A 20553-nucleotide genomic window follows, 5' to 3' on the forward strand; every position below is an offset into this window, starting at 1 on the left:
AACAAATTGTTCAGGGCCGACTCTGTATCGTTGTCGGCGGCCAGCCTCAAAGCGGCGCCGATACCGCGAGCAACGATTTCGGTTGCATCGGACAGGCGCAAGAGCGATTGCGTGCCTTGCGCGTCGAGTGGCGGGAAGGATTCGTAAACGGGAAATGGTGAGAATCCGGAAATCGTGTGACCAAGGGGTGGGTAATCTTGGCTTACCGGAGGCGGTGTGGTGCTCGGATGGGTCATGGCTAGCTCCTTGACAAGATTCGGTCCGCGTCCCGCTACTAAACGAGCGTGGGCGGAACAAGTCAGGGTTAGCAGTCCGCCGCAATCCAGCCGATCCGTGCACAATGCCTCTTCGCGAGTGGGAAATGAGGCGGCATCCCCAGCAGACCAATGGTGCGGCCGTTCCCGCCCTAGATGGCGCCTTGAATTTGTGGTGCAGGGAGGAAAAAGAGATGGGGCCTGTCTGAGGCCCTTCAGGGCCGAGTTTGCCCCGTCTCCCTCCCTGCGACAGAAATTCAAGGAGTCTTTCGCCATCTCGGGCACGCTTTTCTTTGCTTACTTTCTTTGGCAAGACAAAGAAAGTGAGTCGGCCCCGGCAGGGGACGAAACCGGGATGGACCACCAGCAAAAAAACAAAAACCAGCAACACCAGAAAAGCACGGAGACATGGAAACCTACGACTACATCATCATCGGCGCGGGCTCCGCAGGCTGCGTCCTCGCCAACCGCTTGACCCGCGACCCCGACGTCTCCGTGCTGCTGCTGGAGGCTGGCGGCAAGGACGACTACCACTGGATTCATATCCCCGTCGGCTATCTGTATTGCATCGGCAACCCGCGCACGGACTGGCTCTACCGCACGCGCGAGGAGCCCGGCCTGAACGGCCGTTCGCTCGGGTATCCGCGCGGCCGCGTGCTGGGCGGCTGCTCGTCGATCAACGGCATGATCTACATGCGCGGCCAGCGCGAGGACTACGACGGCTGGGCCGCCATTACCGGCGACGATTCGTGGAAGTGGAATGCCGTGCTGCCGCTCTTCAAGGCCAGCGAGAACTACCACGGCGGTGCCAACGAATGGCATGGCGCTAACGGCGAATGGCGCGTCGAGCCGCAGCGCCTGCACTGGCAGGTGCTGGAGACGTTCATCGAAGCGGCCGTGCAAGCGGGCATTCCGCGCACGAGCGACTTCAACCGCGGCGACAACTTTGGTGTCGGCTATTTCGAGGTCAATCAGAAACGCGGCATCCGCTGGAACACGGCCAAGGGCTTTCTGCGCCCGGCATCGCAGCGGCCGAATCTGACCATTGTCACGGGCGCGCAGGTGCGTGCGCTCACGTTTGACGGCAAGCGCTGCACGGGCGTGACGTATCGCGGGGCAGGGCGGGACTACACGGTGGCGGCGCGTGAAGAGGTGATTCTCTCCGCTGGGGCGATCAACTCGCCGCAGTTGCTGGAGCTGGCGGGTATTGGCCAGCCGGAGCGGCTGCAGGCATTGGGTATTCCCGTGCGCCAGGCGCTGCCGGGCGTGGGCGAGAACCTGCAAGACCACCTGCAACTGCGCAGCGTGGTCAAGGTGCACGGCGTGCCGACGCTCAATACGCGCGCGTCGCACTGGTGGGGCAAGGCGCTGATCGGCATGCAGTACGCGTTCAACCAGAGCGGGCCGATGAGCATGGCACCGTCACAGTTGGGCGTGTTCGCGCGCTCGAGCCCGTCGGTCGCGCGGCCCGATGTGGAGTACCACGTGCAGCCGCTCTCGCTCGACAAGTTCGGTGATCCGTTGCACGCGTTCAACGCGTTTACGGCCAGCGTGTGCAACCTGCGGCCGACGTCGCGCGGCACGGTGCATATCACCTCGGCCGACCCGTTTGCCGCACCGACGATCGCGCCCAACTACCTGTCGACCGACGAAGACCGCAAGGTCGCGGCGGATTCATTGCGCCTCACGCGCCGCATCGTCGCGCAACCGGCCTTAGCGAAATACAAGCCCGAGGAACATCTGCCGGGCGCGGCATTTCAGACGGACGAAGAACTCGCCCGCGCCGCCGGGCAGATCGGCACGACCATCTTCCACCCAGTTGGCACGTGCCGCATGGGCCGGGCGGATGACGCGAACGCGGTGGTCGATGCGCAACTGCGCGTGCGCGGCATCGAGGGCCTGCGCGTGGTCGATGCCTCCGTCATGCCCACCATTACCTCAGGCAACACCAACTCGCCGACGATCATGATTGCGGAGAAGGCGGGCGAGATGATTTGTGCAGCACGCAAGGCTCGTGCACGGGGGGAGGCGGAGGTGGCTTGAGTGCCGACGATACGGCTGAAACATGACAGTCGCATCATATTTGTCGGCAATCCGTATCCGCCCGATACGTAACTCTACGTAAGTCCATCGATAGACTGCAAAGCCAATACCGGTGCGGGTTTGTGAGGCGTAAGCGAGGTGTAATCCTCCTCGGTACAAACCCCGATGTTTTGCAACGCAGCACCCGTTGACAATCATCCGCACCAAAAAAAGAGGCGGGAGACAAGAGGGAATCATGGCGCAGGACATCATTCTCGAAACGCGCGGACTCACGAAAGCCTTCAAGGGCTTTACCGCCGTGTCCGACGTTAACCTGCGCGTGCGGCGCGGGTCCATTCATGCGCTCATCGGCCCGAACGGCGCCGGCAAGACGACCTGCTTCAACCTGCTGACCAAATTTCTGGTGCCCACGCGCGGCACGATCCTGTTCAACGGTGCCGACATCACGCCGGAAAAGCCGGCGCAGATCGCGCGCCGGGGCGTGATCCGCTCGTTCCAGATCTCCGCCGTGTTCCCGCACCTGACGGTGATGGAGAACGTTCGCGTCGGGCTGCAGCGCCAGCTCGGCACGGCGTATGCGTTCTGGCGCAGCGAGCAATCGCTGAACATGCTCAACGACCGTGCAATGGAACTGCTTGAGCAGGTGGGCCTGACGCAGTTCGCGCACACCGTGACGGTGGAGCTGCCCTACGGCCGCAAGCGCGCGCTGGAGATTGCCACCACGCTGGCGATGGAGCCTGAGCTGATGCTGCTCGACGAGCCCACGCAAGGCATGGGCCACGAAGACGTGGACCGTGTGAAGGAGCTCATCAAGCGCGTGGCCGAAGGCCGCACGATCCTGATGGTCGAGCACAACATGAACGTGGTGTCGTCCATCGCCGACAAGATCACGGTGCTGCAGCGCGGCCAAATCCTGGCCGAGGGCCCGTACGAAGACGTCTCGAAGAATCCGCAGGTGATGGAAGCCTACATGGGCACCGCCGATGCGGCGCTGGAAGGCCACTGACCGGCACCGCTGGTCTCCGATGCGGTTGCATGCCGCATCACCGAACGCTTGACCCGAACACACGAGAACACTGCATGAGCACGCCCGCGCTCCAGATCAAGGACCTGCACGCCTGGTACGGCGAGTCGCACATCCTGCATGGTGTCGACCTGACCGTGAACCGCGGCGAGGTCGTCACGCTGCTCGGCCGCAACGGCGCGGGCCGCACCACCACGCTGCGCGCCATCATGGGCCTGGTCGGCACGCGCAAGGGCTCGATCGTCGTGCACGACGCAAGCGGCCAGGGTGTGGAGACCATCGACCTGCCCACGCACAAGATCGCCCACTGCGGCATCGGCTACTGCCCCGAAGAGCGCGGCATCTTCTCCAGCCTGTCGTGCGAAGAGAACCTGATGCTGCCGCCGGTGCTGAAGGGGCAGGTGGCCAAGGGCAGCAATGCGGGCATGAGCGTGGACGAGATCTACGAGATGTTCCCCAACCTGAAGGAGCGCCGCCAGAGCCAGGGCACGCGCCTGTCAGGCGGTGAGCAGCAGATGCTGGCGGTCGGGCGCATTCTGCGCACTGGCGCAAACCTGCTGCTGCTGGATGAGATTTCCGAAGGACTGGCCCCGGTGATCGTGCAGGCGCTGGCCCGCATGATCCTGATGCTCAAGAAGCGCGGCTATACGGTGGTGATGGTGGAGCAGAACTTCCGCTTTGCCGCGCCGCTGGCCGATCGCTTTTACGTGATGGAACACGGCCGCATCGTCGAGCGTTTCGAGGCGGCGCAGTTGCAGGACAAGATGCCGGTGCTGCACGAGCTGCTCGGCGTTTGATTGCTTTGCTTGACCTTTGCGCCAGTGTCATCCGACCGGCGCGCACGACACAGGAGACAAGACCATGACACTCAAGAAGCTGGCTGGTGCATTGATGGCAGCAGGGCTGGGCCTCGCGGCATTCGGAGCGCATGCGCAGGTGAGCGGCGACAAGGTGAAGATCGGCTTCATCACCGACCTCTCCGGCCTGTATGCCGACATCGACGGGCAGGGCGGCGTCGAGGCGGTCAAGATGGCAATCGAGGATGCGGGCGGCAAGGTGCTCGGCAAGCCGATCGAGCTGGTCACGGCGGATCACCAGAACAAGGCCGACATCGCCGCCTCCAAAGCGCGCGAGTGGATGGACCAGCAGGGCATCGACATGCTGCTGGGTGGCACCAACTCGGCCACCTCGCTGGCGATGAGCAAGGTGGCGGCCGAGAAGAAGAAGGTGTTCATCGGCATCGGCGCCGGCACGGCCCGTCTGACCAACGAGGAATGCACGCCGTACACCATCCACTACGCGTATGACACCGTGGCGCTTGCGAAGGGCACCGGCAGTGCGGTGGTCAAGCAGGGCGGCAAGTCGTGGTTCTTCCTCACCGCCGACTACGCCTTCGGCCACTCGCTGGAGAACGACACGGCTGCGGTGGTCAAGGCCAACGGCGGCACCGTGGTGGGGTCGGTCAAGCATCCGCTGTCGGCGTCGGATTTCTCGTCGTATCTGCTGCAGGCGCAGTCGTCCAAGGCGCAGATCCTGGGCCTGGCCAACGCCGGCGGCGACACGATCAACTCGATCAAGGCGGCCAAGGAATTCGGCATCACCAAGACGATGAAGATTGCTGGCCTGCTGATGTTCATCAACGACGTGCATAGCCTGGGCCTGCAAACAGCCGAGGGCCTGTTGATGACCGACAGCTGGTACTGGGACATGAACGACGCCACGCGCAAGTTCGCCAGCCGCTACTTCAGCAAGATGAAGAAGATGCCGAGCAGCCTGCAGGCGGCCGACTACTCGGCCGTGTCGAACTACATCAAGGCAGTGGCTGCCGCCGGCACGGATGACCCGGACAAGGTAATCGCGCAGCTCAAGAAGACCAAGATCGACGACTTCTACACTAAGGGCTACATCCGTCAGGACGGCCGCGGTATCCATGACATGTACCTGCTGCAGGTGAAGACCCCGGCCGAATCGAAGAAGCCGTGGGATTACCTGAAGGTCGTCGCGACGATTCCGGGCGAGCAGGCCTTCACCACGCAGGCCGAATCGAAGTGCGCGCTGTGGAAGAAGTAAGCGTGTAAGCAATCCGGCGCTGCTGCCCGCGTGGGCGGTGGCGCCGTCAATGGTGTCCTTTCCCTGACCGCGATGGAAATTTTCGGCGTTCCGCTACCGGCCATGCTCAGCCAACTCCTGCTGGGCCTGGTCAACGGTTCCTTCTATGCGATGTTGAGCCTGGGCCTTGCGGTCATCTTCGGGCTGCTCAACGTCATCAATTTTGCGCACGGGGCGCTGTTCATGCTGGGTGCGGTGCTCACGTGGGTGGGCTTTTCGTACCTGGGCCTGCCGTACTGGGCGATGCTGGCGCTCTCGCCGCTGGCCATCGGCGTGCTGGGCATGGTGATCGAGCGCACGCTGCTGCGTTTCATCTACAAGCTCGATCACCTCTACGGCCTGCTGCTCACGCTGGGCGTGACGCTGGTCATTGAAGGCGTGTTCCGTGCCATCTACGGGGTGTCGGGCCTGCCGTATGACACGCCCGAGCTGCTGCAGGGCGCGACTGATCTGGGCTTCATGATGCTGCCCAACTATCGCGCCTGGGTGGTGGTGGCCTCGCTGGCGGTGTGTTTCGCCACGTGGTTCATGATCGAGAAGACCAAGCTGGGCGCCTACCTGCGCGCCGGCACCGAGAACCCGAAGCTGGTCGAGGCATTCGGTGTGAACGTGCCGCTGATGGTCACGCTCACCTACGGCTTTGGCGTGGCGCTGGCGGCGTTTGCCGGCGTGCTGGCCGCGCCGGTCATCCAGATCTCGCCGCTGATGGGGCAGAGCATGATCATCACGGTGTTTGCGGTAGTGGTGATCGGCGGCATGGGGTCGATTCTCGGCTCCATCGTCACCGGCCTGGGCTTGGGCGTGGTCGAGGGGCTGACCAAGGTGTTCTATCCGCAGGCGTCGTCCACGGTGGTGTTCGTGATCATGGTGCTGGTGCTGCTGGTGCGTCCGGCGGGTCTGTTCGGTAAAGAGAAATGAGCGGCGCGACCAACATGAACAACGCTTCTTCCTTCAAATACGTTCTGTACGGTCTGCTGCTGGTGGCGCTGATCGTCGCGCCGCTGGTGGGCGCGTATCCGGTGTTCGTCGCCAAGCTGCTGTGCTTTGCGCTGTTTGCCTCGGCGTTCAACCTGCTGCTGGGCTATACCGGGCTGCTGTCGTTCGGGCACGCAGCGTTCTTCGGCGGCGCGGGCTACGTGGCGGGTTACCTGATGAGCGACAACCCGTACGTGCACCTCTCGCCGGAGCTGGGCCTGCTGGCCGGCACGGCGGCCGGGGCGTTCATCGGCCTGATCGTGGGTCTGCTGGCCATCCGCCGCCAGGGCATCTATTTCGCGATGATCACGCTGGCGCTGGCGCAGATGCTGTACTTCTTCTGCCTGCAGGCGCCGTTCACCGGCGGTGAGGACGGCCTGCAGGGCGTGCCGCGCGGCAAGCTGTTCGGCGTGCTGGATCTGTCCTCCGACCTGACGCTGTATTACGTGGTGCTGGCGATCGTGACGCTGGCCTTCCTGCTGATCGTGCGCACCATCCACTCGCCGTTCGGGCAGATCCTCAAGGCCATCAAGGAGAACGAGCCGCGCGCCATATCGCTGGGCTACGACACCGACCGCTTCAAGCTGCTGGCCTTCGTGCTCTCAGCCGCGCTCACGGGCTTGGCCGGCTCACTCAAGACGCTGGTGCTCGGCTTCGAGACGCTGACCGATGTGCACTGGTCGATGTCCGGCTCGGTGATCCTGATGACGCTGGTCGGCGGCCTGGGCATCCTGTCGGGCCCGCTGCTGGGCGCGGCGCTGGTGATCGCGCTGGAGAACAAGCTCGGCGACATCGGCACCTTCCTGGCAAGTGTCACGGGCTTCGACGGCTTCAACGTGCTGGGGGAATCGGTGACCACGGTCACGGGCGCGATCTTCGTGATCTGCGTGCTGACCTTCCGCCGTGGCATCATGGGCGAAATCGCCGCGCGGGTGCCTTGGCTGCGGCGTTAGCGTCACAATGGCGGCAGATGCCGTCGCGTTCCCCCCCGAAAGGGTGAACTTGGTGCCTGATGCACCGTAAGGGTTTGCTCTAGTTGCTGCATTGCGGTGCATCTTTTACAGTCGCGTTACGGTTTTCGCACGAGATAAATGAGGCGGGAGCGAGGAGACGACAGCACACACCGCATGTACGGTGGAGATGCAAAATAGATAAAGGCCCTGCCAGGCGATCCCCGGCAGGGCCTTTTAGTTTGTGCGCGCACCTCCTGCGTGAGCGCCAGCCAGCAATGCCCGGCCCCGGTCGCTGACCGTCACCAGATGTAACTCAGGCGGAGATCCTGGCGCGCAGTCCACCAGCCCGTCGATGCACGCATCCTCCCAGATCGACAAGCGCGGACACGACGTCCGCCACGTTTCCAGCACTTCCGCATAGGGCCTTGGCCGCTCGGCCAGCGACTGCAGCAGTTGCAGGGTGAGTGCGCGGGTCGGATCAGCCATGGCGGGGCTCCGTGGGGCAGTTCTTGCCATTTTGGCCCGCGCGGATTCACAAGAGAAATGCATTCGGTGTCGACGCCTATGCGGGCGCTGCATGACAATGGCGCCTTCGCCCAAGGCCCATTCCTCATGCCCGCGCCCATCACGCTCTCCACCCGCCTTGCCACGCCGGATGACCGGCCGCACCTGCTGGCTGCGGCAGCATCCGCCGCTTCCCCGCTGCAACTGGCGCATGCCGTCGACACGCTGTTGGCCCAGCCGAGCGTGCATCCGTGCTTCCTGGTCGAGGCGGGCGGGGCGCTGGTCGGTGTCGCGCCCATCACGCTGGTGCCGCATCTGGCGCTGGGTGGGCTGGTTGCCTGGTTGCCCGTGGGCGTCATGGCACTCTCCGGCGGCGTGGCAACGCGCGATGCGGCGCTTGCAGCCGTCGGTGAGTACGCTCGCGCACACGGCATACTCCACGTCCTATTGCCGCCTGCAGCACTTGCGGCCGCGGAGGCCGCCGCGCTTGGCTTCGCGACGGACGCTTCCGGCTGCTGGCGGCGCAGTGCCCGCCCGTCGCCCAAGTCGCTGGGCTAATCCTTCCCGTTTCCCCCGCCTGTTTCTGTTGCCCTGATGGAATTCGCTTTGCTCGCCGTGGCCGGTTTTCTGGCTGGTCTGATCGATGCCGTGGCCGGTGGTGGCGGCTTGGTGCAGATTCCCGCGCTGTTTTCGGCGTACCCCAACATCGCTCCAGCCACGCTGATCGGCACCAACAAGGTGGCGTCGATGTCGGGCACGGCCACGGCGGCGGTGCGCTACGGGCGTACCGTGCGCATCTACTGGGGGGCGACCGCGCCGGCGGTGGTCACTGCTTTTGCCTTCTCGCTGCTGGGCGCCTGGGCGCTGACGCACATCCCGGCCGAGCCGCTGCGCCGCGCGCTGCCGTTCGTGCTGGCGGTGCTGCTGATCTATACGGTGGCGAAGAGGAACCTCGGCAGCGATCACGCCCCCAGCCTCACCGGCTGGCGCGAGCGCACGGCCGCGCTGCTGGCCGGCGCCGTCATCGGCTTTTACGACGGCGTGTTCGGCCCGGGCACCGGCAGCTTCCTGATGATCGTGTTCGTGCGGGTGTTCGGCTATGACTTCCTGCACGCCTCGGCTTCCACCAAGATCGTCAACCTGGCGACCAATGTGGCGGCCTTGCTGCTGCTGGCGTCCAAGGGCCACGTGTGGTGGCTACTCGGCCTGGTGATGGCGGTGGCGAACGTGGCCGGCAACCAGATCGGCAGCCACCTTGCGCTGCGGCACGGCAGCCGCTTTGTGCGCAAGGTGTTCATCGTTGTGGTGTTGGCGCTGATCCTGAAGACGGCTTACGACGCGTTTGTCCGTTAAGCGATCGCCGTGACCTGATCCGGGGTCATCTCGATGGCTTTTCCGCGATGCAGTGCAATGACTTTGTCAGCTCGGAGGATTGTCTCGGGGCGATGGCTGTGTGTGCTGCGCCGGTATGTGTGGTGCAAAGAGAGAGGTAGGGAACCGCCGAGCTTTCGTAGGATGGTTCAAGCGGATGCTTGTGGGGGATGTGATTCCTTACTCAACTGATCCTTAATGGCCGGTTTGAGAATGATGGAATAGAAGATTGACGTCAAAAGGGAGACCGAGAAGGTCGAGGAAACAATCGCCAAGCCATAGAAAGCGAAATGCATTTTCCCGAAAAGTAGATTCAATCTGGTGAATATGGCAATGAAGAAGATTGGAGGAATGAAGAAGGACGCAGCAAAGCCATATCCGCCATACTTTCTGATGCGAGGGATGGAAGATTGCCTTGCAATTTCCATGATGGACTCGATTTCGCGCCGCGAAAGGCCTTTCAGCCCCGGAATGATCCACTTGAGAACAAACAGAAAATGGAGGGTCATGGCAATTTCTTGGGGCAAGCTATTGCAGTTCAGTCAGTGACGCGCAAGTTCCAGAATGTTCTGGCGGATGGGTTAGCGATCGGCTTGAGGGGCAAGTCAACACGTGATTTCGTCGAGCCGAGAGATTGCGATCAGGACCCAAGGAGGCTATTGAGTTTGTTCATCATTCTCAATAGGCCATTTCTGATTTTGATTGGGCAAGGTCAGCGATACACGCGGGCGAACGTATAGAAGGGGTGCTGTAATGCGCGCCGCGCGGTGGGCAGCGCGCTTTTTGCGGAGGGTGGTGTTTTCGCTGCGGTGCCGATTCCCAGGGCGGCTTATGCCGCAATCGCGCGTTGCAGCTCAGCCAGCACCCAACTGCGTATCGAGCGACACGGTGCGCTCGGTGACCACGTCGCCCGTGTGCTGCGTGGTGACGGTCTCGATCAGCATGATTCCGCATTCTTCATCGGCGACAGGGCAATGCCGCACGCGGCGCGGAACCACGCAGAATTCGCCGGGGCCGAGGTGCACGTCGGCGCGGTCTTCGAAGGCGATCTTCAGGCGGCCGTAGATGATGAAGAACAGCTCGTCTTCATTCGGGTGGTCGTGCCAGACAAACTCGCCCTTGAGTTTGGCGACCTTGATGTACTGATCATTGACCTGGCCGACGATGCGCGGTGACCAGTAATCCGTCACCTGTTCCAGCGCGTGCGCGACCTGTACGGCGTGTCCTGCGAGCATGATGGGCTCCGATGTTCCGATGTGGGGAGGCCCTGAAGATAAGGCCGTGCCTGGTGCATTCCCAACCAAACTTTCTAATCGCGCGGATCATGCGGGCTAATGCGCGGCGCGCTGTCACCGCGTTGACGCACTCGCGGGCTACGCTGCAAAGTTCCGCCTTCTCCTGCGCAACATCATGGCTCTCAGCCTCGACGATATCCGCACGCTATTCGATCGCCATGGCCACATCGCCTACAGCGGCGAGCCCGTCACTCAGCTCGAACACGCGCTGCAGACGGCGGCACTGGCGGAGGCGGCCGGGGCATCCGATGCGCTCGTCACCGCCGCGCTGCTGCACGACCTCGGCCACCTGCTGAACTTGCAAGGCGACACGCCGACGGCCCACGGCATTGACGATCAGCATCAGTATTTCGCGCTGCCGTTCCTGCGCGCGACGTTTGCCGACGATGTGCTCGAACCGATTCGCCTGCATGTGGATGCCAAGCGCTGCCTGTGCGCGATGGATGCGCATTACTACGCGCGGCTGTCGGCGGATTCCGTGCGCAGCCTGGCGCTGCAGGGTGGTGTGTTCTCCGCTGAGGAGGCCGAGTCCTTCATGCAGCGTCCCTACGCCGCCGACGCGCTGCAACTGCGCCGCTGGGATGATCTTGCCAAAGTGGCTGGCCAGCCGACGCCTGATCTCGCGCACTTCCTGGCCGCGGCGGTGCGCGTCTCAAAGGCAGCCTAGGCTGCGCAGCGTCGTGCCCACGGCCTCATCCCACGGCGTGTGCGGCTCGGCGCCCAGCGCCTGCACGAGCCTGGCGTTGTCCATGCGCACCGGGTGCTGCCACAGGTAACGCATCTCGCGCATCTCGCGCAGCATCTCTGAAAACGGTGACAGGATCGGCAGCGCCCACCACGGGAAGGCGCGCGTCTTGACCACGTGGCCTACCGCGCGGCCGATGGAGGTGGCCATCTGCGTGCCGTCGGCGTCCCAGTGGCCGCGCATGTGATAGACGGCGAACGCGGGCAGGCGATCGCCCAGGTCGATCAGGCGCAGCATCGTCTCGGCCACGTCCGGCAGATAGGCCCATTGATGGCCAACGCCACGCGCGCCCGGGTAGGTGAGAGTACCCACGGCCTTGCCGGGCCGTACCAGCGCAGCCGCAAACCAGGTGTTGCCCGTCTGCGGTCCGAAGAAATCGCCGGCGCGCACGATCAGGCTGCGCACGCCGTCGGCGCTGGCGGCCTGCATGCGGCGCTCCAGTTCCACGCGGATCTTGCCCTTGCGCGTGAGCGGCTGCTGCGCCGAGGTCTCACGCAGCACTGGAAAGGTCTCCGGCCCGAAGTTGTACACGGTGCCCGGCAGTACGATGCGCGCGCCCGAGGCGTGGGCCGCGGCGATGGTGTTGTCGATCATCGGCAGCACCTGGCCAGCCCAGTTGTGGTAGCCCGGCGGGTTGACGGCATGAATGATCAGCTCGGCGCCTTCCGCCGCGCCGACCACGTCCTCGCGCACCATCGCATCGCCGCGCACCCATTCGAGGGCGGCGTTGCGATCCGTCAGCGCGTCCGGATTGCGCTGCAGTGCACGCACGTGCCAGCCGCGCGCGACCAGCCGCCGTGCCACCTCGCCGCCGATGCCGCCGGTGGCGCCCAATACCAGTGCGATGCGCTTTGCCTGTTCCATGACCGTGCTCCTGATGTGTGTGAGAGCGTTGCGATGGAGGCATTCTGGACGGGAGTGTGCTTCAATGGAATTGTTGATGATGAGCGTGCAGATATACAAATTTGTATGATGGGGTCAGAAGCATTCTCGGAGCCGGGCTGGGAGCTGTATCGGACTTTTCTGGCCGTCGTGCGGGAGGGCTCGCTGTCGGGTGCGGCGCGCGTTCTGGGGCTGACGCAGCCCACGGCTGGGCGGCATGTCGATGCATTGGAGCAGGCGCTGGGCCTGACGCTGTTCATTCGCACGCAGCAGGGCTTGAGCCCGACCGAGGCAGCGCTGTCCTTGCGCCCGTTTGCGGAGTCCCTCGAGGCGACCAGCGCCGCGTTGCTGCGCGCCGCGTCCAGCCAGGGCGAGGGCGTGCGCGGCACGGTGCGCATCACCGCCAGCGACGTGGTGGCGGTGGAAGTGCTGCCACCGATCCTGACGGACCTGCACGCAGCGTACCCGGAGCTGGCTATCGAGCTGGTGCCGTCCAACCGGATGGAAGATCTGCTGCGCCGCGAGGCCGACATCGCTGTGCGCATGCAGCGGCCGAGCCAGGGCGTGCTGGTCGCGCGGCACATCGGCGGCATCGAGCTGGGTGTGTACGCGCATCGACGCTACCTCAAGCAGCGCGGCACGCCCGCTGCGCTTGATGATCTCGCCAGCCATACGCTGATCGGCTACGACAAGGAGAGCGCCTTCCTGCGCAGCATGCGTGCGCAGTTGCCGTGGGTGCAGCGCAGCCGTTTCGCGCTACGTACCGACAGTGACCTGGCTGCCATTGCTGCGCTGCGTGCGGGCTTCGGCGTCGGCTTCTGTCAGGTGGGGCTGGCGCGGCGTAATCCCGACCTCGTGCGGCTGTTTGCCGCCGAGGTGTCGATCACGCTCGACACGTGGCTTGCCATGCACGAAGACCTGCGTGACAGCCCGCGCTGCCGCGTCGTATTCGATGCGCTGGCGGCGGGGCTGGCGCGCTACATCAACGGCGACTGATCGATCGCGTTACTTGCGCTGGCGCAGCGGGTCGAGCAAGCCCTTCAGGCCGTTGTGATCCAACTCCTGCATCAGCGCCAGCAATCGGCCGATCTGCCCGGGCGGAAAGCCCTCGCGTGCAAACCAGTTCAGGTAGTGGCCCGGCAGGTCGGCAATCAAGCGGCCTTTGTATTTGCCGAAGGGCATCTGGGTGGTGACGAGGCGTTGGAGGTCTTCGGGTTGCATGGGCGTGATTGTGCCGTTTACGCCGGGACGCGTGCAGCCACATGGGCGAGCAGATGCGCCACAAAACCCGTGAGCTTCGGCAACGGCCGGCGGTCTTGCCGGTACACCACGTGGATCGGCCGCGGTTCGGGCGCATACGCCTGCAGCACGCGCACGAGCTTGCCGTTGGCCAAGTCCTCGGCCACCAAAACCTCCGGCTGCAGGAGCAGCCCCGCGCCCGCAATCGCCGCCATACGCAGCCCGTGGCCGTCGTTGCAGGTGAAGGTCGGATCGTCGCGCCAGGGTGAATTGGCGCTTCGGCCATCCCACCCGCGCAACTGCCATGCATTGCGGTTGTTCCACACCATGTGCGACAGGCAGCGATGCTGAGCTAGATCAGCGGGCGTCTCGGGCCGCCCGTGCCGCGCAAGGTAATCCGGCGATGCGCAGATCACCATGCGATACACGCACAGCGGCTTGGCCACCAGGTCGGCCTCGCCCAGCGGCCCGATGCGGATGGCGAGATCGAACCCCTCGTCGACGAGATCGACCATGCTGTTGCTCAGGTTCAGCTCTACGCGCACTTGTGGATGCGCCTGCTGGAACGTTGCCGCGAGCGGCGCGATCACGCAGGCGCCGAAGGTGGTCGGCGCACTCAAGCGCAGCGTGCCCGACGGTGATGCGCGCAGCCGTTCGACCGAGGTCTCGGCCCAGCGCACTTGCTCAAGCACACGCTTGGCGTCTTCGTAGAACACGCGGCCGGCATCGGTCAGGCTCTGGCGGCGCGTGCTGCGCTGGAGCAGGCGCGCGCCGAGCCGCGTCTCCAGTTCGTGCACGTATTTGCCGACCATCACCGCCGACATCTCCAGCCGCGCTGCCGCCTCGGTGAAGTTGCCGCCTTCCACCACCGCGACGAAGGTTTCCATGCTGCGCAGCTTGTCCATATTCCGAACTACGGGTTAGGGATAGGCGAAGTTACCACGGCTTTATCGCATGCAGGGTTCGGCGAAGAATGGGCGCCATTCCAACCGAATCAGCAAAGGAGCACAGCATGAAGATCGTCGTGATTGGCGCCAGTGGCACGCTTGGCCGCGCCGTGGTGGCAGAGCTGGAGCAGAGCGGGGCGCACGAGATCATTCGCGTCGGGCGCACGCAGGGTGACCACCAAGTCGACATCACCAACGCCGACAGCGTGGCAGCGCTGTTCGACAAGCTTGGCCGCGTGGATGCGATTGTGTCCACCACCGGCAATCTGTTCTTCGGCAAGCTGACCGAGATGACGGCGGCGGACTTCAATATCGGCCTGCAGGACAAGCTGCTCGGCCAGGTGCGTCTGGCGCTGGTCGGCCAGCACTTTTTGAATGACGGCGGCTCGATCACGCTCACCACCGGCATCGTCGGCCAGGAGCCGATCGCGCAGGGCGCCAATGCGACCGCTGTGAACTCCGCCGTCGAGGGCTTCGTGCGCGCCGCCGCATGCGAGCTGCCGCGCGGCATCCGCATCAACGCCGTCAGCCCGACGGTGCTGACTGAATCGATGGGCGCGTATGGCCCGTTCTTCCCCGGCTTCGAGCCGATGCCGGCGGCACGTGCGGCGCTGGCGTATCGGCGCAGCGTGGAGGGTGTGCAGAGCGGGCGTGTGTATCGCGTGGGTTGAGCGGGGACGCTGTGTGCTGCCGTGAACACGTTAATGATCTGGGGTATCTCCCCCTTGCCCGCGCGGGGTGACTCCTTCTAGACTCCTTCATCCCCGACCCGACGGTCGGCCAATTTCCAGATCAAGGGCGGGCGCAGAACCCGCCCGCACACTTCAGGAGACGGCATGAAGGTTTCGCGCGCAACCCCGATCGCAAAAGCGGTGCTTGTTGCCACGGCACTGTTGGCTGGTGCGGCGTTTGCCCAGGTGAAGGTCGGCATCACGGTGTCGGCCACCGGGCCGGCGGCGTCGCTGGGGATTCCCGAGAAGAACACCGTGGCGCTGCTGCCTAAGGAAATCGCCGGCAAGAAGATCGAGTACATCGTGCTCGACGACGCGTCCGACACCACCACCGCCGTCAAGAACACGCGCAAGCTCATCACCGAAGACAAGGTGGATCTGGTGATCGGCTCGACGGTCACGCCGAACTCGCTGGCGATGGTGGACGTGGTGGCCGAGAGCGAAACCCCGATGATCACGCTGGCCGCCTCCGCGCGCATTGTCGAGCCGATGGACGCCAAGCGCGCGTGGGTCTTCAAGACGCCGCAGAACGATTCGCACATGGCCACCGCCATTGCCGAGCATATGGCCAACCACGGCGTGAAAACCGTCGCGCTGATCGGTTTTGCCGATGCATATGGCGATTCATGGGCGCAGGAGTTCGACAAGGTGGCGACGCTGCGCAAGCTGAAAGTCGTTGCCAATGAGCGTTTTGCGCGCGCCGATACCTCGGTGACGGGGCAGGTGCTGAAGATCATGTCGGCCAATCCGGATGCGGTGCTGATTGCCGGTTCCGGCACGCCGGCAGCGCTGCCCGAACGCGCGCTCAAGGAACGCGGCTACAAGGGCAAGCTGTACCAGACGCACGGCGTGGCGAATGCCGACTTCCTGCGCGTGTGCGGCAAGGATTGCGAGGGCACCTTCCTGCCGGCTGGCCCGATTCTCGTGGCCGAGCAACTGCCTGACAGCAACCCGGTCAAGAAGCCGGCCATGGCATACAAAACCGCTTACGAGAAGGTGTACGGCGGGCAGGTTTCCACCTTCGGCGGGCATATGTGGGATGCCGGGCTGCTGCTGGCTCACGCGATGCCGGATGCGCTCAAGAAGGGCCAGCCCGGCACGCCGGCCTTCCGCAAGAGCCTGCGCGATGCGATGGAGACGACCACCAACCTTGCCATCTCGCACGGCGTGATGAACATGAATGCCAAGGACCACCTGGGCTTGGACCAGCGCTCGCGCGTGATGGTCGAGATCAAGGACGGCAAGTGGACGCTGCAGAACTGACGTAACGGTTTCATCCTTCCAAAGGCAAAACGCACGGTTCGCGCCGTGCGTTTTGCTTTTGGGGCTCAGGCGGTGATCAGGCTTTGTGGCACGGGCGACGCGGTGGTTTCGGGCGGGGCGGCGTGAATCTGCGCGAGGTCCGCGCCGGTCAACTTCAAGTCGGCCGCGCCGAGCAGCCCGTCGAGCTGATCCGCCCGACGCACGCCGACGATGGCGCCCGTGACCACCGGATTGCGCAGCGTCCAGGCGATGGCGACTTCCGCCGGGGTCTTGCCGTGCCGTGCGCCCACGTCGCGCAGCACCTCTACCAGCGCCAGGTTGCGCGTCAGGTTCGGCTCCTGGAATTCCGGGCTGCGTTGGGCACGCCAATCGTCAGCCGGCAGCGCGGCGATGCGCTCGCGTGTCATGCGTCCCGATTGCAGCGGCGAGTACACGATGTTGCCGATCTCATGCGCCGCCGTGTACGGCAGGATCGATTCCTCGATGCCACACATCAGCATTGAGTAGGGCGGTTGCAACGCGGCTATCGGTGCCACGGATTGCGCGCGCGCCATCTGCGCCGCATCGAAGTTCGACACGCCGATGTGGCGAATCTTGCCCGCGCTCGATGCGCTGCGGCACGTGGTCGAGGCGGGGAGTTTTACCCACGCGGCGGCGGCGCTGGATGTGTCGACGTCCGCGCTGTCGCAGACGATCCGGCGGCTGGAGTCGGCGCTTGGCGCGCACAACGCGGCAGGTCAGCGCCACGGAGGCGGGTGAGGCGCTGCTCGCCGTGGTGTGGCCGAGCCTCGATGCGTTGTGCGGTGCGATGGCCAAGGTTGGTGAGCGCGCCACCGCGCCGCGCGGCACGTTGCGCGTGACGGCTTCGCGCGTGGCATATCAGGCGGTGCTGCAACCGGTGCTCGGGGATTTTCTGGCGCGTCATCCGCGCATCGAACTGGAGGTGTCGGTGGAGGACGGCCTATCCGCCATCGTCGCAGATCGCTTCGATGTCGGCGTCCGCTTTGGCGAGCGCGTGGAGCGCGCGATATATGGTCAGCGTGCCCATCGGGCCCGCGCGTCGGGTAACGGTGGTGGGCAGTCCGGCGTATCTGCGGGCGCACGGCGTGCCCGAGTCGCCTGACGCACTGCGCGAGCATCGCTGCATCCGCTACCGTTTTCCGAGCAGCGGTGCACTGCACGCGTGGGAATTCGCCGAGCCTGGGCAGGGCGGCGTCATGCAGGCCGTGGGTCTGGCACGCGTGCTCGAAGACCTCGTGGCCGAGGATTTGGCAGCGGGGCGGCTGGTGCGGGTGCTGGATGTGTGGTGCCCGCCGATGTATCGCTTTCATCTCTATTTCCCGCGCACGCCGCAGATGCCGGGCAAGCTGCGCACCTTCATCGACTTCCTTCGCGCCCGCTTGGGCGGTTCGGCTTCCGCTTGATGTGTTTCACGTGAAACACAATCGCAGCGAAACAAGCGGCGGTTGTTTCACGTGAAACACGAAATGCGCACGAAATTCGTCCTGATGGTCGCTTCGTCGAACAGAGGGGGTAGTGGACGACTTATAATTCCGCTTCTCCAAATTTCTCGATGCCTCCAAGCGAGGAGGAAACCATGCTGTATCCAATTGAATTCGATGTGATCGTGGTGGGCGGCGGACATGCCGGCACCGAGGCCGCCCTGGCGGCGGCGCGCATGGGCTGTCAGACCCTGCTGCTGACGCACAACATCGAAACCTTGGGGCAGATGAGCTGCAACCCGTCCATTGGGGGCATCGGCAAAGGCCATCTGGTTAAGGAGGTCGACGCGCTGGGCGGCGCCATGGCCATTGCCACGGATGAGGGCGGCATCCAGTTCCGCATCCTCAATTCCAGCAAGGGACCGGCCGTGCGGGCCACCCGCGCCCAGGCGGACCGTGTGCTGTACAAGGCCGCCATCCGTCATCGCCTGGAAAACCAGTCGAACTTGATGCTGTTCCAGCAGGCGGTGGAAGACCTGCTGGTGGAAGGCGATCGCGTGGTTGGCGCCGTGACGCAGGTGGGTGTGCAGTTCCGTGCACGAGCCGTGGTGCTGACAGCCGGCACGTTCCTCGATGGCAAGATCCACGTTGGCCTGAACAACTACACCGGCGGCCGCGCGGGCGATCCGGCGGCGGTGTCTTTGTCGGCGCGTCTGAAGGAACTGAAGCTGCCGCAGGGGCGCCTGAAGACCGGCACGCCGCCGCGTATCGACGGCCGGACCATCGATTTTTCAGTCCTGGAAGAACAGCCCGGTGATCTCGATCCGGTGCCGGTGTTCTCGTTCCTCGGTCGCGCGGATATGCATCCACGCCAAATGCCGTGCTGGGTCACGCACACCAACGAGCGCACGCACGACATCATCCGCGCCGGGCTGGATCGCTCCCCGATGTATACAGGCGTGATCGAAGGGGTGGGGCCGCGCTACTGCCCGAGCATCGAAGACAAGATCCACCGCTTTGCCAGCAAGGACAGTCACCAGATCTTCCTGGAGCCGGAAGGCCTGGCGACGAACGAGTTCTACCCGAATGGCGTGTCGACCAGCCTGCCGTTTGACGTGCAGCTGGACCTGATCCACTCGATGCGCGGGCTGGAAAGTGCTCACATCCTGCGCCCCGGCTACGCCATCGAGTACGACTACTTCGACCCGCGTGCGCTGAAGGCATCGTTGGAGTCCAAGGCGATTTCCGGCCTGTTTTTCGCCGGTCAGATCAACGGCACGACCGGCTACGAAGAGGCCGCCGCCCAAGGTTTGCTCGCCGGCATCAACGCCGGCCTGCAGGTGCAGGGCAAGGACGCTTGGACACCGCGCCGTGACCAAGCCTACCTGGGCGTGTTGGTCGATGATCTCATCACTCGCGGCGTGACCGAGCCGTATCGCATGTTCACCAGCCGTGCTGAATTCCGCCTGAGCCTGCGCGAAGACAATGCCGACATGCGCCTGACCGAGGCCGGCCGAGCGCTCGGCGTGGTCGATGATGCCCGCTGGGACGCATTCAACCGCAAGCGCGATGCTGTTTCACGTGAAACAGAGCGCCTGAAGTCGACCTGGGTGAACCCGGCCACGCTGCCGCTGGCCGATGCCGAGCCGGTGCTGGGGAAGGGCATCGAGCGCGAATACGCGCTGGCCGATCTGCTGCGCCGCCCGAACGTGACCTACGAATCGCTGATGGGCATGCAGGACGGCAAGTACGCGCCCGAAGGCCCGTTGGCCGAAGACCCGCTGCTGGCTGAGCAGATCCGCGAGCAGATCGAGATTGGCATCAAGTACCACGGCTACATTGCCCGCCAGGCCGACGAGGTAGAGCGCCTGGGCGCCAATGAGAGCACGCGGCTGCCTGCCGATTTCGACTATTCGCAGGTGCGCGGCTTGTCGATCGAGGTGCAGCAGAAGCTGGCTAAGCACAAGCCGGAAACCATCGGCCAGGCGTCGCGTATCTCCGGCATCACGCCGGCGGCGGTGTCGCTGCTGCTGGTGCATTTGAAGAAGGGCGTGCTGCGTGGGCAAGTTGGTCCGCGCGCGGAAGGCGAGGCTGCTTGATGGCGAATGCACTGCCCGACGCCCGAACAGAACTGGATGCCGGCGCGCGTGCGCTTGGCCTTTCGCTCGACGCCGCGCAACTGGATCGCCTGCTGGCATACCAGGGGCTGCTGGCCAAGTGGAACCGCGTCTACAACCTGACCGCCATCCGCGACACGGGTGAGATGCTCACACACCATCTGCTGGATTCGCTCTCGGCCGTGCCACGCATCGCCGAGTTGGCGCGCCGCGCGCAGCCGCAGGCGCCGCGCGTGCTGGACGTTGGCTCCGGCGGCGGCCTGCCGGGCATTCCGCTGGCCATCAGTTGTCCGGACGTGAACGTCACGATGGTCGACATCGTGCAGAAGAAGACCGCTTTCCTGACGCAATGCCGTGCCGAGCTGGGCCTGACCAACGCTCAGGCGCACTGGGGTCACGTCGAAAAGCTGGCCGACGCTGCGGGCTACGGCGTCATCACTTCGCGTGCGTTTGCCGAACTGGTCGATTTCGTGAACCTGGCCGGCCACCTGCTGGCGCCGGGCGGTCGCATGGTCGCTATGAAGGGCGTGCGTCCGGATGCCGAAATCGAGCGGCTGCCCGCAGGCTGGACAGTCGAAGCTATCGAGCGCCTGACCGTGCCGGGGCTGCCGGCCGAACGCCACTTGGTCATTCTTGCGCCGTCGGCGTAAGTCATTCAC

General features: G+C 64.5%; 25 protein-coding genes. 17 read left to right on the forward strand and 8 right to left on the reverse strand.

Annotation, left to right across the window (positions count from 1 at the left end; translation table 11 throughout):
- On the reverse strand, window positions 1-236 hold a 236-nt coding region (locus tag B4F51_RS12800; protein WP_296226043.1), incomplete at its 3' end, for a hypothetical protein.
- Between the two features lie 426 nt (window positions 237-662).
- On the opposite strand from B4F51_RS12800, the gene B4F51_RS12805 reads away from it, so the two are divergent.
- From B4F51_RS12805 to B4F51_RS12830, 6 genes are all read left to right on the forward strand, one after another.
- Window positions 663-2297: a GMC family oxidoreductase gene (locus B4F51_RS12805; protein ID WP_296226045.1), complete on the forward strand. Its 1635-nt coding sequence runs from the start codon at window positions 663-665 to the stop codon at window positions 2295-2297.
- Window positions 2298-2532: 235 nt separating this feature from the next.
- The gene (locus B4F51_RS12810) at window positions 2533-3303 is read left to right on the forward strand and encodes an ABC transporter ATP-binding protein (protein ID WP_296226047.1); all 771 of its coding nucleotides are present in this window, start codon (window positions 2533-2535) and stop codon (window positions 3301-3303) included.
- Window positions 3304-3377: 74 nt separating this feature from the next.
- Entirely contained in the window at window positions 3378-4118 is a 741-nt protein-coding gene (locus B4F51_RS12815) for an ABC transporter ATP-binding protein (protein WP_296226049.1), read from the forward strand.
- A gap of 64 nt (window positions 4119-4182) precedes the next feature.
- Window positions 4183-5391, forward strand: a complete 1209-nt coding sequence (locus B4F51_RS12820) for an ABC transporter substrate-binding protein (RefSeq protein ID WP_296226051.1) — start codon at window positions 4183-4185, stop codon at window positions 5389-5391.
- A 72-nt stretch (window positions 5392-5463) separates the two neighbouring features.
- Window positions 5464-6348, forward strand: a complete 885-nt coding sequence (locus tag B4F51_RS12825) for a branched-chain amino acid ABC transporter permease (protein ID WP_296226054.1) — start codon at window positions 5464-5466, stop codon at window positions 6346-6348.
- A 14-nt stretch (window positions 6349-6362) separates the two neighbouring features.
- On the forward strand, window positions 6363-7358 hold the full coding sequence (locus tag B4F51_RS12830) for a branched-chain amino acid ABC transporter permease (protein ID WP_296226056.1): 996 nt from the start codon (window positions 6363-6365) through the stop codon (window positions 7356-7358).
- A 234-nt stretch (window positions 7359-7592) separates the two neighbouring features.
- On the opposite strand, the gene B4F51_RS12835 is transcribed toward B4F51_RS12830, so the two are convergent.
- Window positions 7593-7844: a hypothetical protein gene (locus B4F51_RS12835; RefSeq protein ID WP_296226058.1), complete on the reverse strand. Its 252-nt coding sequence runs from the start codon at window positions 7842-7844 to the stop codon at window positions 7593-7595.
- A 78-nt stretch (window positions 7845-7922) separates the two neighbouring features.
- Here B4F51_RS12835 and B4F51_RS12840 point away from each other — a divergent pair, with 78 nt between their 5' ends.
- A complete protein-coding gene (locus B4F51_RS12840; protein WP_296226184.1) occupies window positions 7923-8420 on the forward strand; it encodes a hypothetical protein in 498 nt (165 codons plus the stop codon).
- Between the two features lie 36 nt (window positions 8421-8456).
- Window positions 8457-9215 (forward strand): sulfite exporter TauE/SafE family protein, encoded by a 759-nt coding sequence (locus B4F51_RS12845; protein WP_296226059.1) that lies wholly within the window; start codon window positions 8457-8459, stop codon window positions 9213-9215.
- Between the two features lie 167 nt (window positions 9216-9382).
- Here the strand turns inward: B4F51_RS12845 and B4F51_RS12850 are convergent, their stop codons facing one another.
- Together B4F51_RS12850 and B4F51_RS12855 are read right to left on the reverse strand one after the other, a co-directional pair.
- Window positions 9383-9742: a hypothetical protein gene (locus B4F51_RS12850; RefSeq protein ID WP_296226062.1), complete on the reverse strand. Its 360-nt coding sequence runs from the start codon at window positions 9740-9742 to the stop codon at window positions 9383-9385.
- A 345-nt stretch (window positions 9743-10087) separates the two neighbouring features.
- Window positions 10088-10468 (reverse strand): cupin domain-containing protein, encoded by a 381-nt coding sequence (locus B4F51_RS12855; protein ID WP_296226063.1) that lies wholly within the window; start codon window positions 10466-10468, stop codon window positions 10088-10090.
- 175 nt (window positions 10469-10643) lie between these two features.
- Here B4F51_RS12855 and B4F51_RS12860 point away from each other — a divergent pair, with 175 nt between their 5' ends.
- Window positions 10644-11195 carry a phosphonate degradation HD-domain oxygenase gene (locus B4F51_RS12860; RefSeq protein WP_296226065.1) on the forward strand — a complete coding sequence of 184 codons (552 nt, stop codon included), beginning with the start codon at window positions 10644-10646 and terminating at the stop codon, window positions 11193-11195.
- Here the strand turns inward: B4F51_RS12860 and B4F51_RS12865 are convergent.
- On the reverse strand, window positions 11181-12137 hold the full coding sequence (locus B4F51_RS12865) for an SDR family oxidoreductase (RefSeq protein ID WP_296226067.1): 957 nt from the start codon (window positions 12135-12137) through the stop codon (window positions 11181-11183). The genes B4F51_RS12860 and B4F51_RS12865 overlap by 15 nt on opposite strands.
- A gap of 108 nt (window positions 12138-12245) precedes the next feature.
- Between B4F51_RS12865 and B4F51_RS12870 the strand changes: the two genes are divergently transcribed.
- A complete protein-coding gene (locus tag B4F51_RS12870) occupies window positions 12246-13151 on the forward strand; it encodes a LysR family transcriptional regulator (protein WP_296226186.1) in 906 nt (301 codons plus the stop codon).
- A gap of 9 nt (window positions 13152-13160) precedes the next feature.
- Here the strand turns inward: B4F51_RS12870 and B4F51_RS12875 are convergent, their stop codons facing one another.
- Both B4F51_RS12875 and crgA read right to left on the reverse strand, forming a co-directional pair.
- Window positions 13161-13376 carry a DUF3820 family protein gene (locus B4F51_RS12875; RefSeq protein WP_296226069.1) on the reverse strand — a complete coding sequence of 72 codons (216 nt, stop codon included), beginning with the start codon at window positions 13374-13376 and terminating at the stop codon, window positions 13161-13163.
- 17 nt (window positions 13377-13393) lie between these two features.
- Window positions 13394-14299: a LysR family transcriptional regulator CrgA gene (gene crgA, locus B4F51_RS12880; protein ID WP_296226073.1), complete on the reverse strand. Its 906-nt coding sequence runs from the start codon at window positions 14297-14299 to the stop codon at window positions 13394-13396.
- A gap of 68 nt (window positions 14300-14367) precedes the next feature.
- Between crgA and B4F51_RS12885 the strand changes: the two genes are divergently transcribed.
- The gene (locus tag B4F51_RS12885) at window positions 14368-15012 is read left to right on the forward strand and encodes a short chain dehydrogenase (RefSeq protein ID WP_296226074.1); all 645 of its coding nucleotides are present in this window, start codon (window positions 14368-14370) and stop codon (window positions 15010-15012) included.
- A 165-nt stretch (window positions 15013-15177) separates the two neighbouring features.
- Window positions 15178-16335 (forward strand): ABC transporter substrate-binding protein, encoded by a 1158-nt coding sequence (locus tag B4F51_RS12890; RefSeq protein WP_296226076.1) that lies wholly within the window; start codon window positions 15178-15180, stop codon window positions 16333-16335.
- A 65-nt stretch (window positions 16336-16400) separates the two neighbouring features.
- Here B4F51_RS12890 and B4F51_RS12895 read toward each other — a convergent pair whose 3' ends face one another.
- Window positions 16401-16913, reverse strand: a complete 513-nt coding sequence (locus B4F51_RS12895) for an aldo/keto reductase (protein ID WP_296226077.1) — start codon at window positions 16911-16913, stop codon at window positions 16401-16403.
- A gap of 4 nt (window positions 16914-16917) precedes the next feature.
- Here B4F51_RS12895 and B4F51_RS12900 point away from each other — a divergent pair, with 4 nt between their 5' ends.
- The 5 genes from B4F51_RS12900 (at window position 16918) to rsmG (ending at window position 20544) form a co-directional block, all read left to right on the forward strand.
- The gene (locus B4F51_RS12900) at window positions 16918-17094 is read left to right on the forward strand and encodes a helix-turn-helix domain-containing protein (protein WP_296226079.1); all 177 of its coding nucleotides are present in this window, start codon (window positions 16918-16920) and stop codon (window positions 17092-17094) included.
- On the forward strand, window positions 17051-17458 hold the full coding sequence (locus B4F51_RS12905; RefSeq protein WP_296226080.1) for a LysR substrate-binding domain-containing protein: 408 nt from the start codon (window positions 17051-17053) through the stop codon (window positions 17456-17458). The genes B4F51_RS12900 and B4F51_RS12905 overlap by 44 nt, the downstream gene beginning before the upstream one ends.
- Window positions 17442-17759, forward strand: coding sequence for a LysR substrate-binding domain-containing protein (locus tag B4F51_RS12910; RefSeq protein WP_296226082.1), 318 nt, complete (start codon window positions 17442-17444; stop codon window positions 17757-17759). Before B4F51_RS12905 ends, B4F51_RS12910 begins: the two co-directional genes overlap by 17 nt.
- A gap of 173 nt (window positions 17760-17932) precedes the next feature.
- Complete coding sequence (gene mnmG / locus B4F51_RS12915; protein ID WP_296226084.1) at window positions 17933-19876, forward strand: tRNA uridine-5-carboxymethylaminomethyl(34) synthesis enzyme MnmG; 1944 nt, start codon at window positions 17933-17935, stop codon at window positions 19874-19876.
- Window positions 19876-20544, forward strand: coding sequence for a 16S rRNA (guanine(527)-N(7))-methyltransferase RsmG (gene rsmG / locus B4F51_RS12920; RefSeq protein WP_296226086.1), 669 nt, complete (start codon window positions 19876-19878; stop codon window positions 20542-20544). Before mnmG ends, rsmG begins: the two co-directional genes overlap by 1 nt.
- Window positions 20545-20553 lie beyond the last annotated feature (9 nt).

The organism is Ralstonia sp. UBA689 (assembly GCF_002298975.1).
Taxonomy (GTDB): Bacteria; Pseudomonadota; Gammaproteobacteria; order Burkholderiales; family Burkholderiaceae; genus Ralstonia.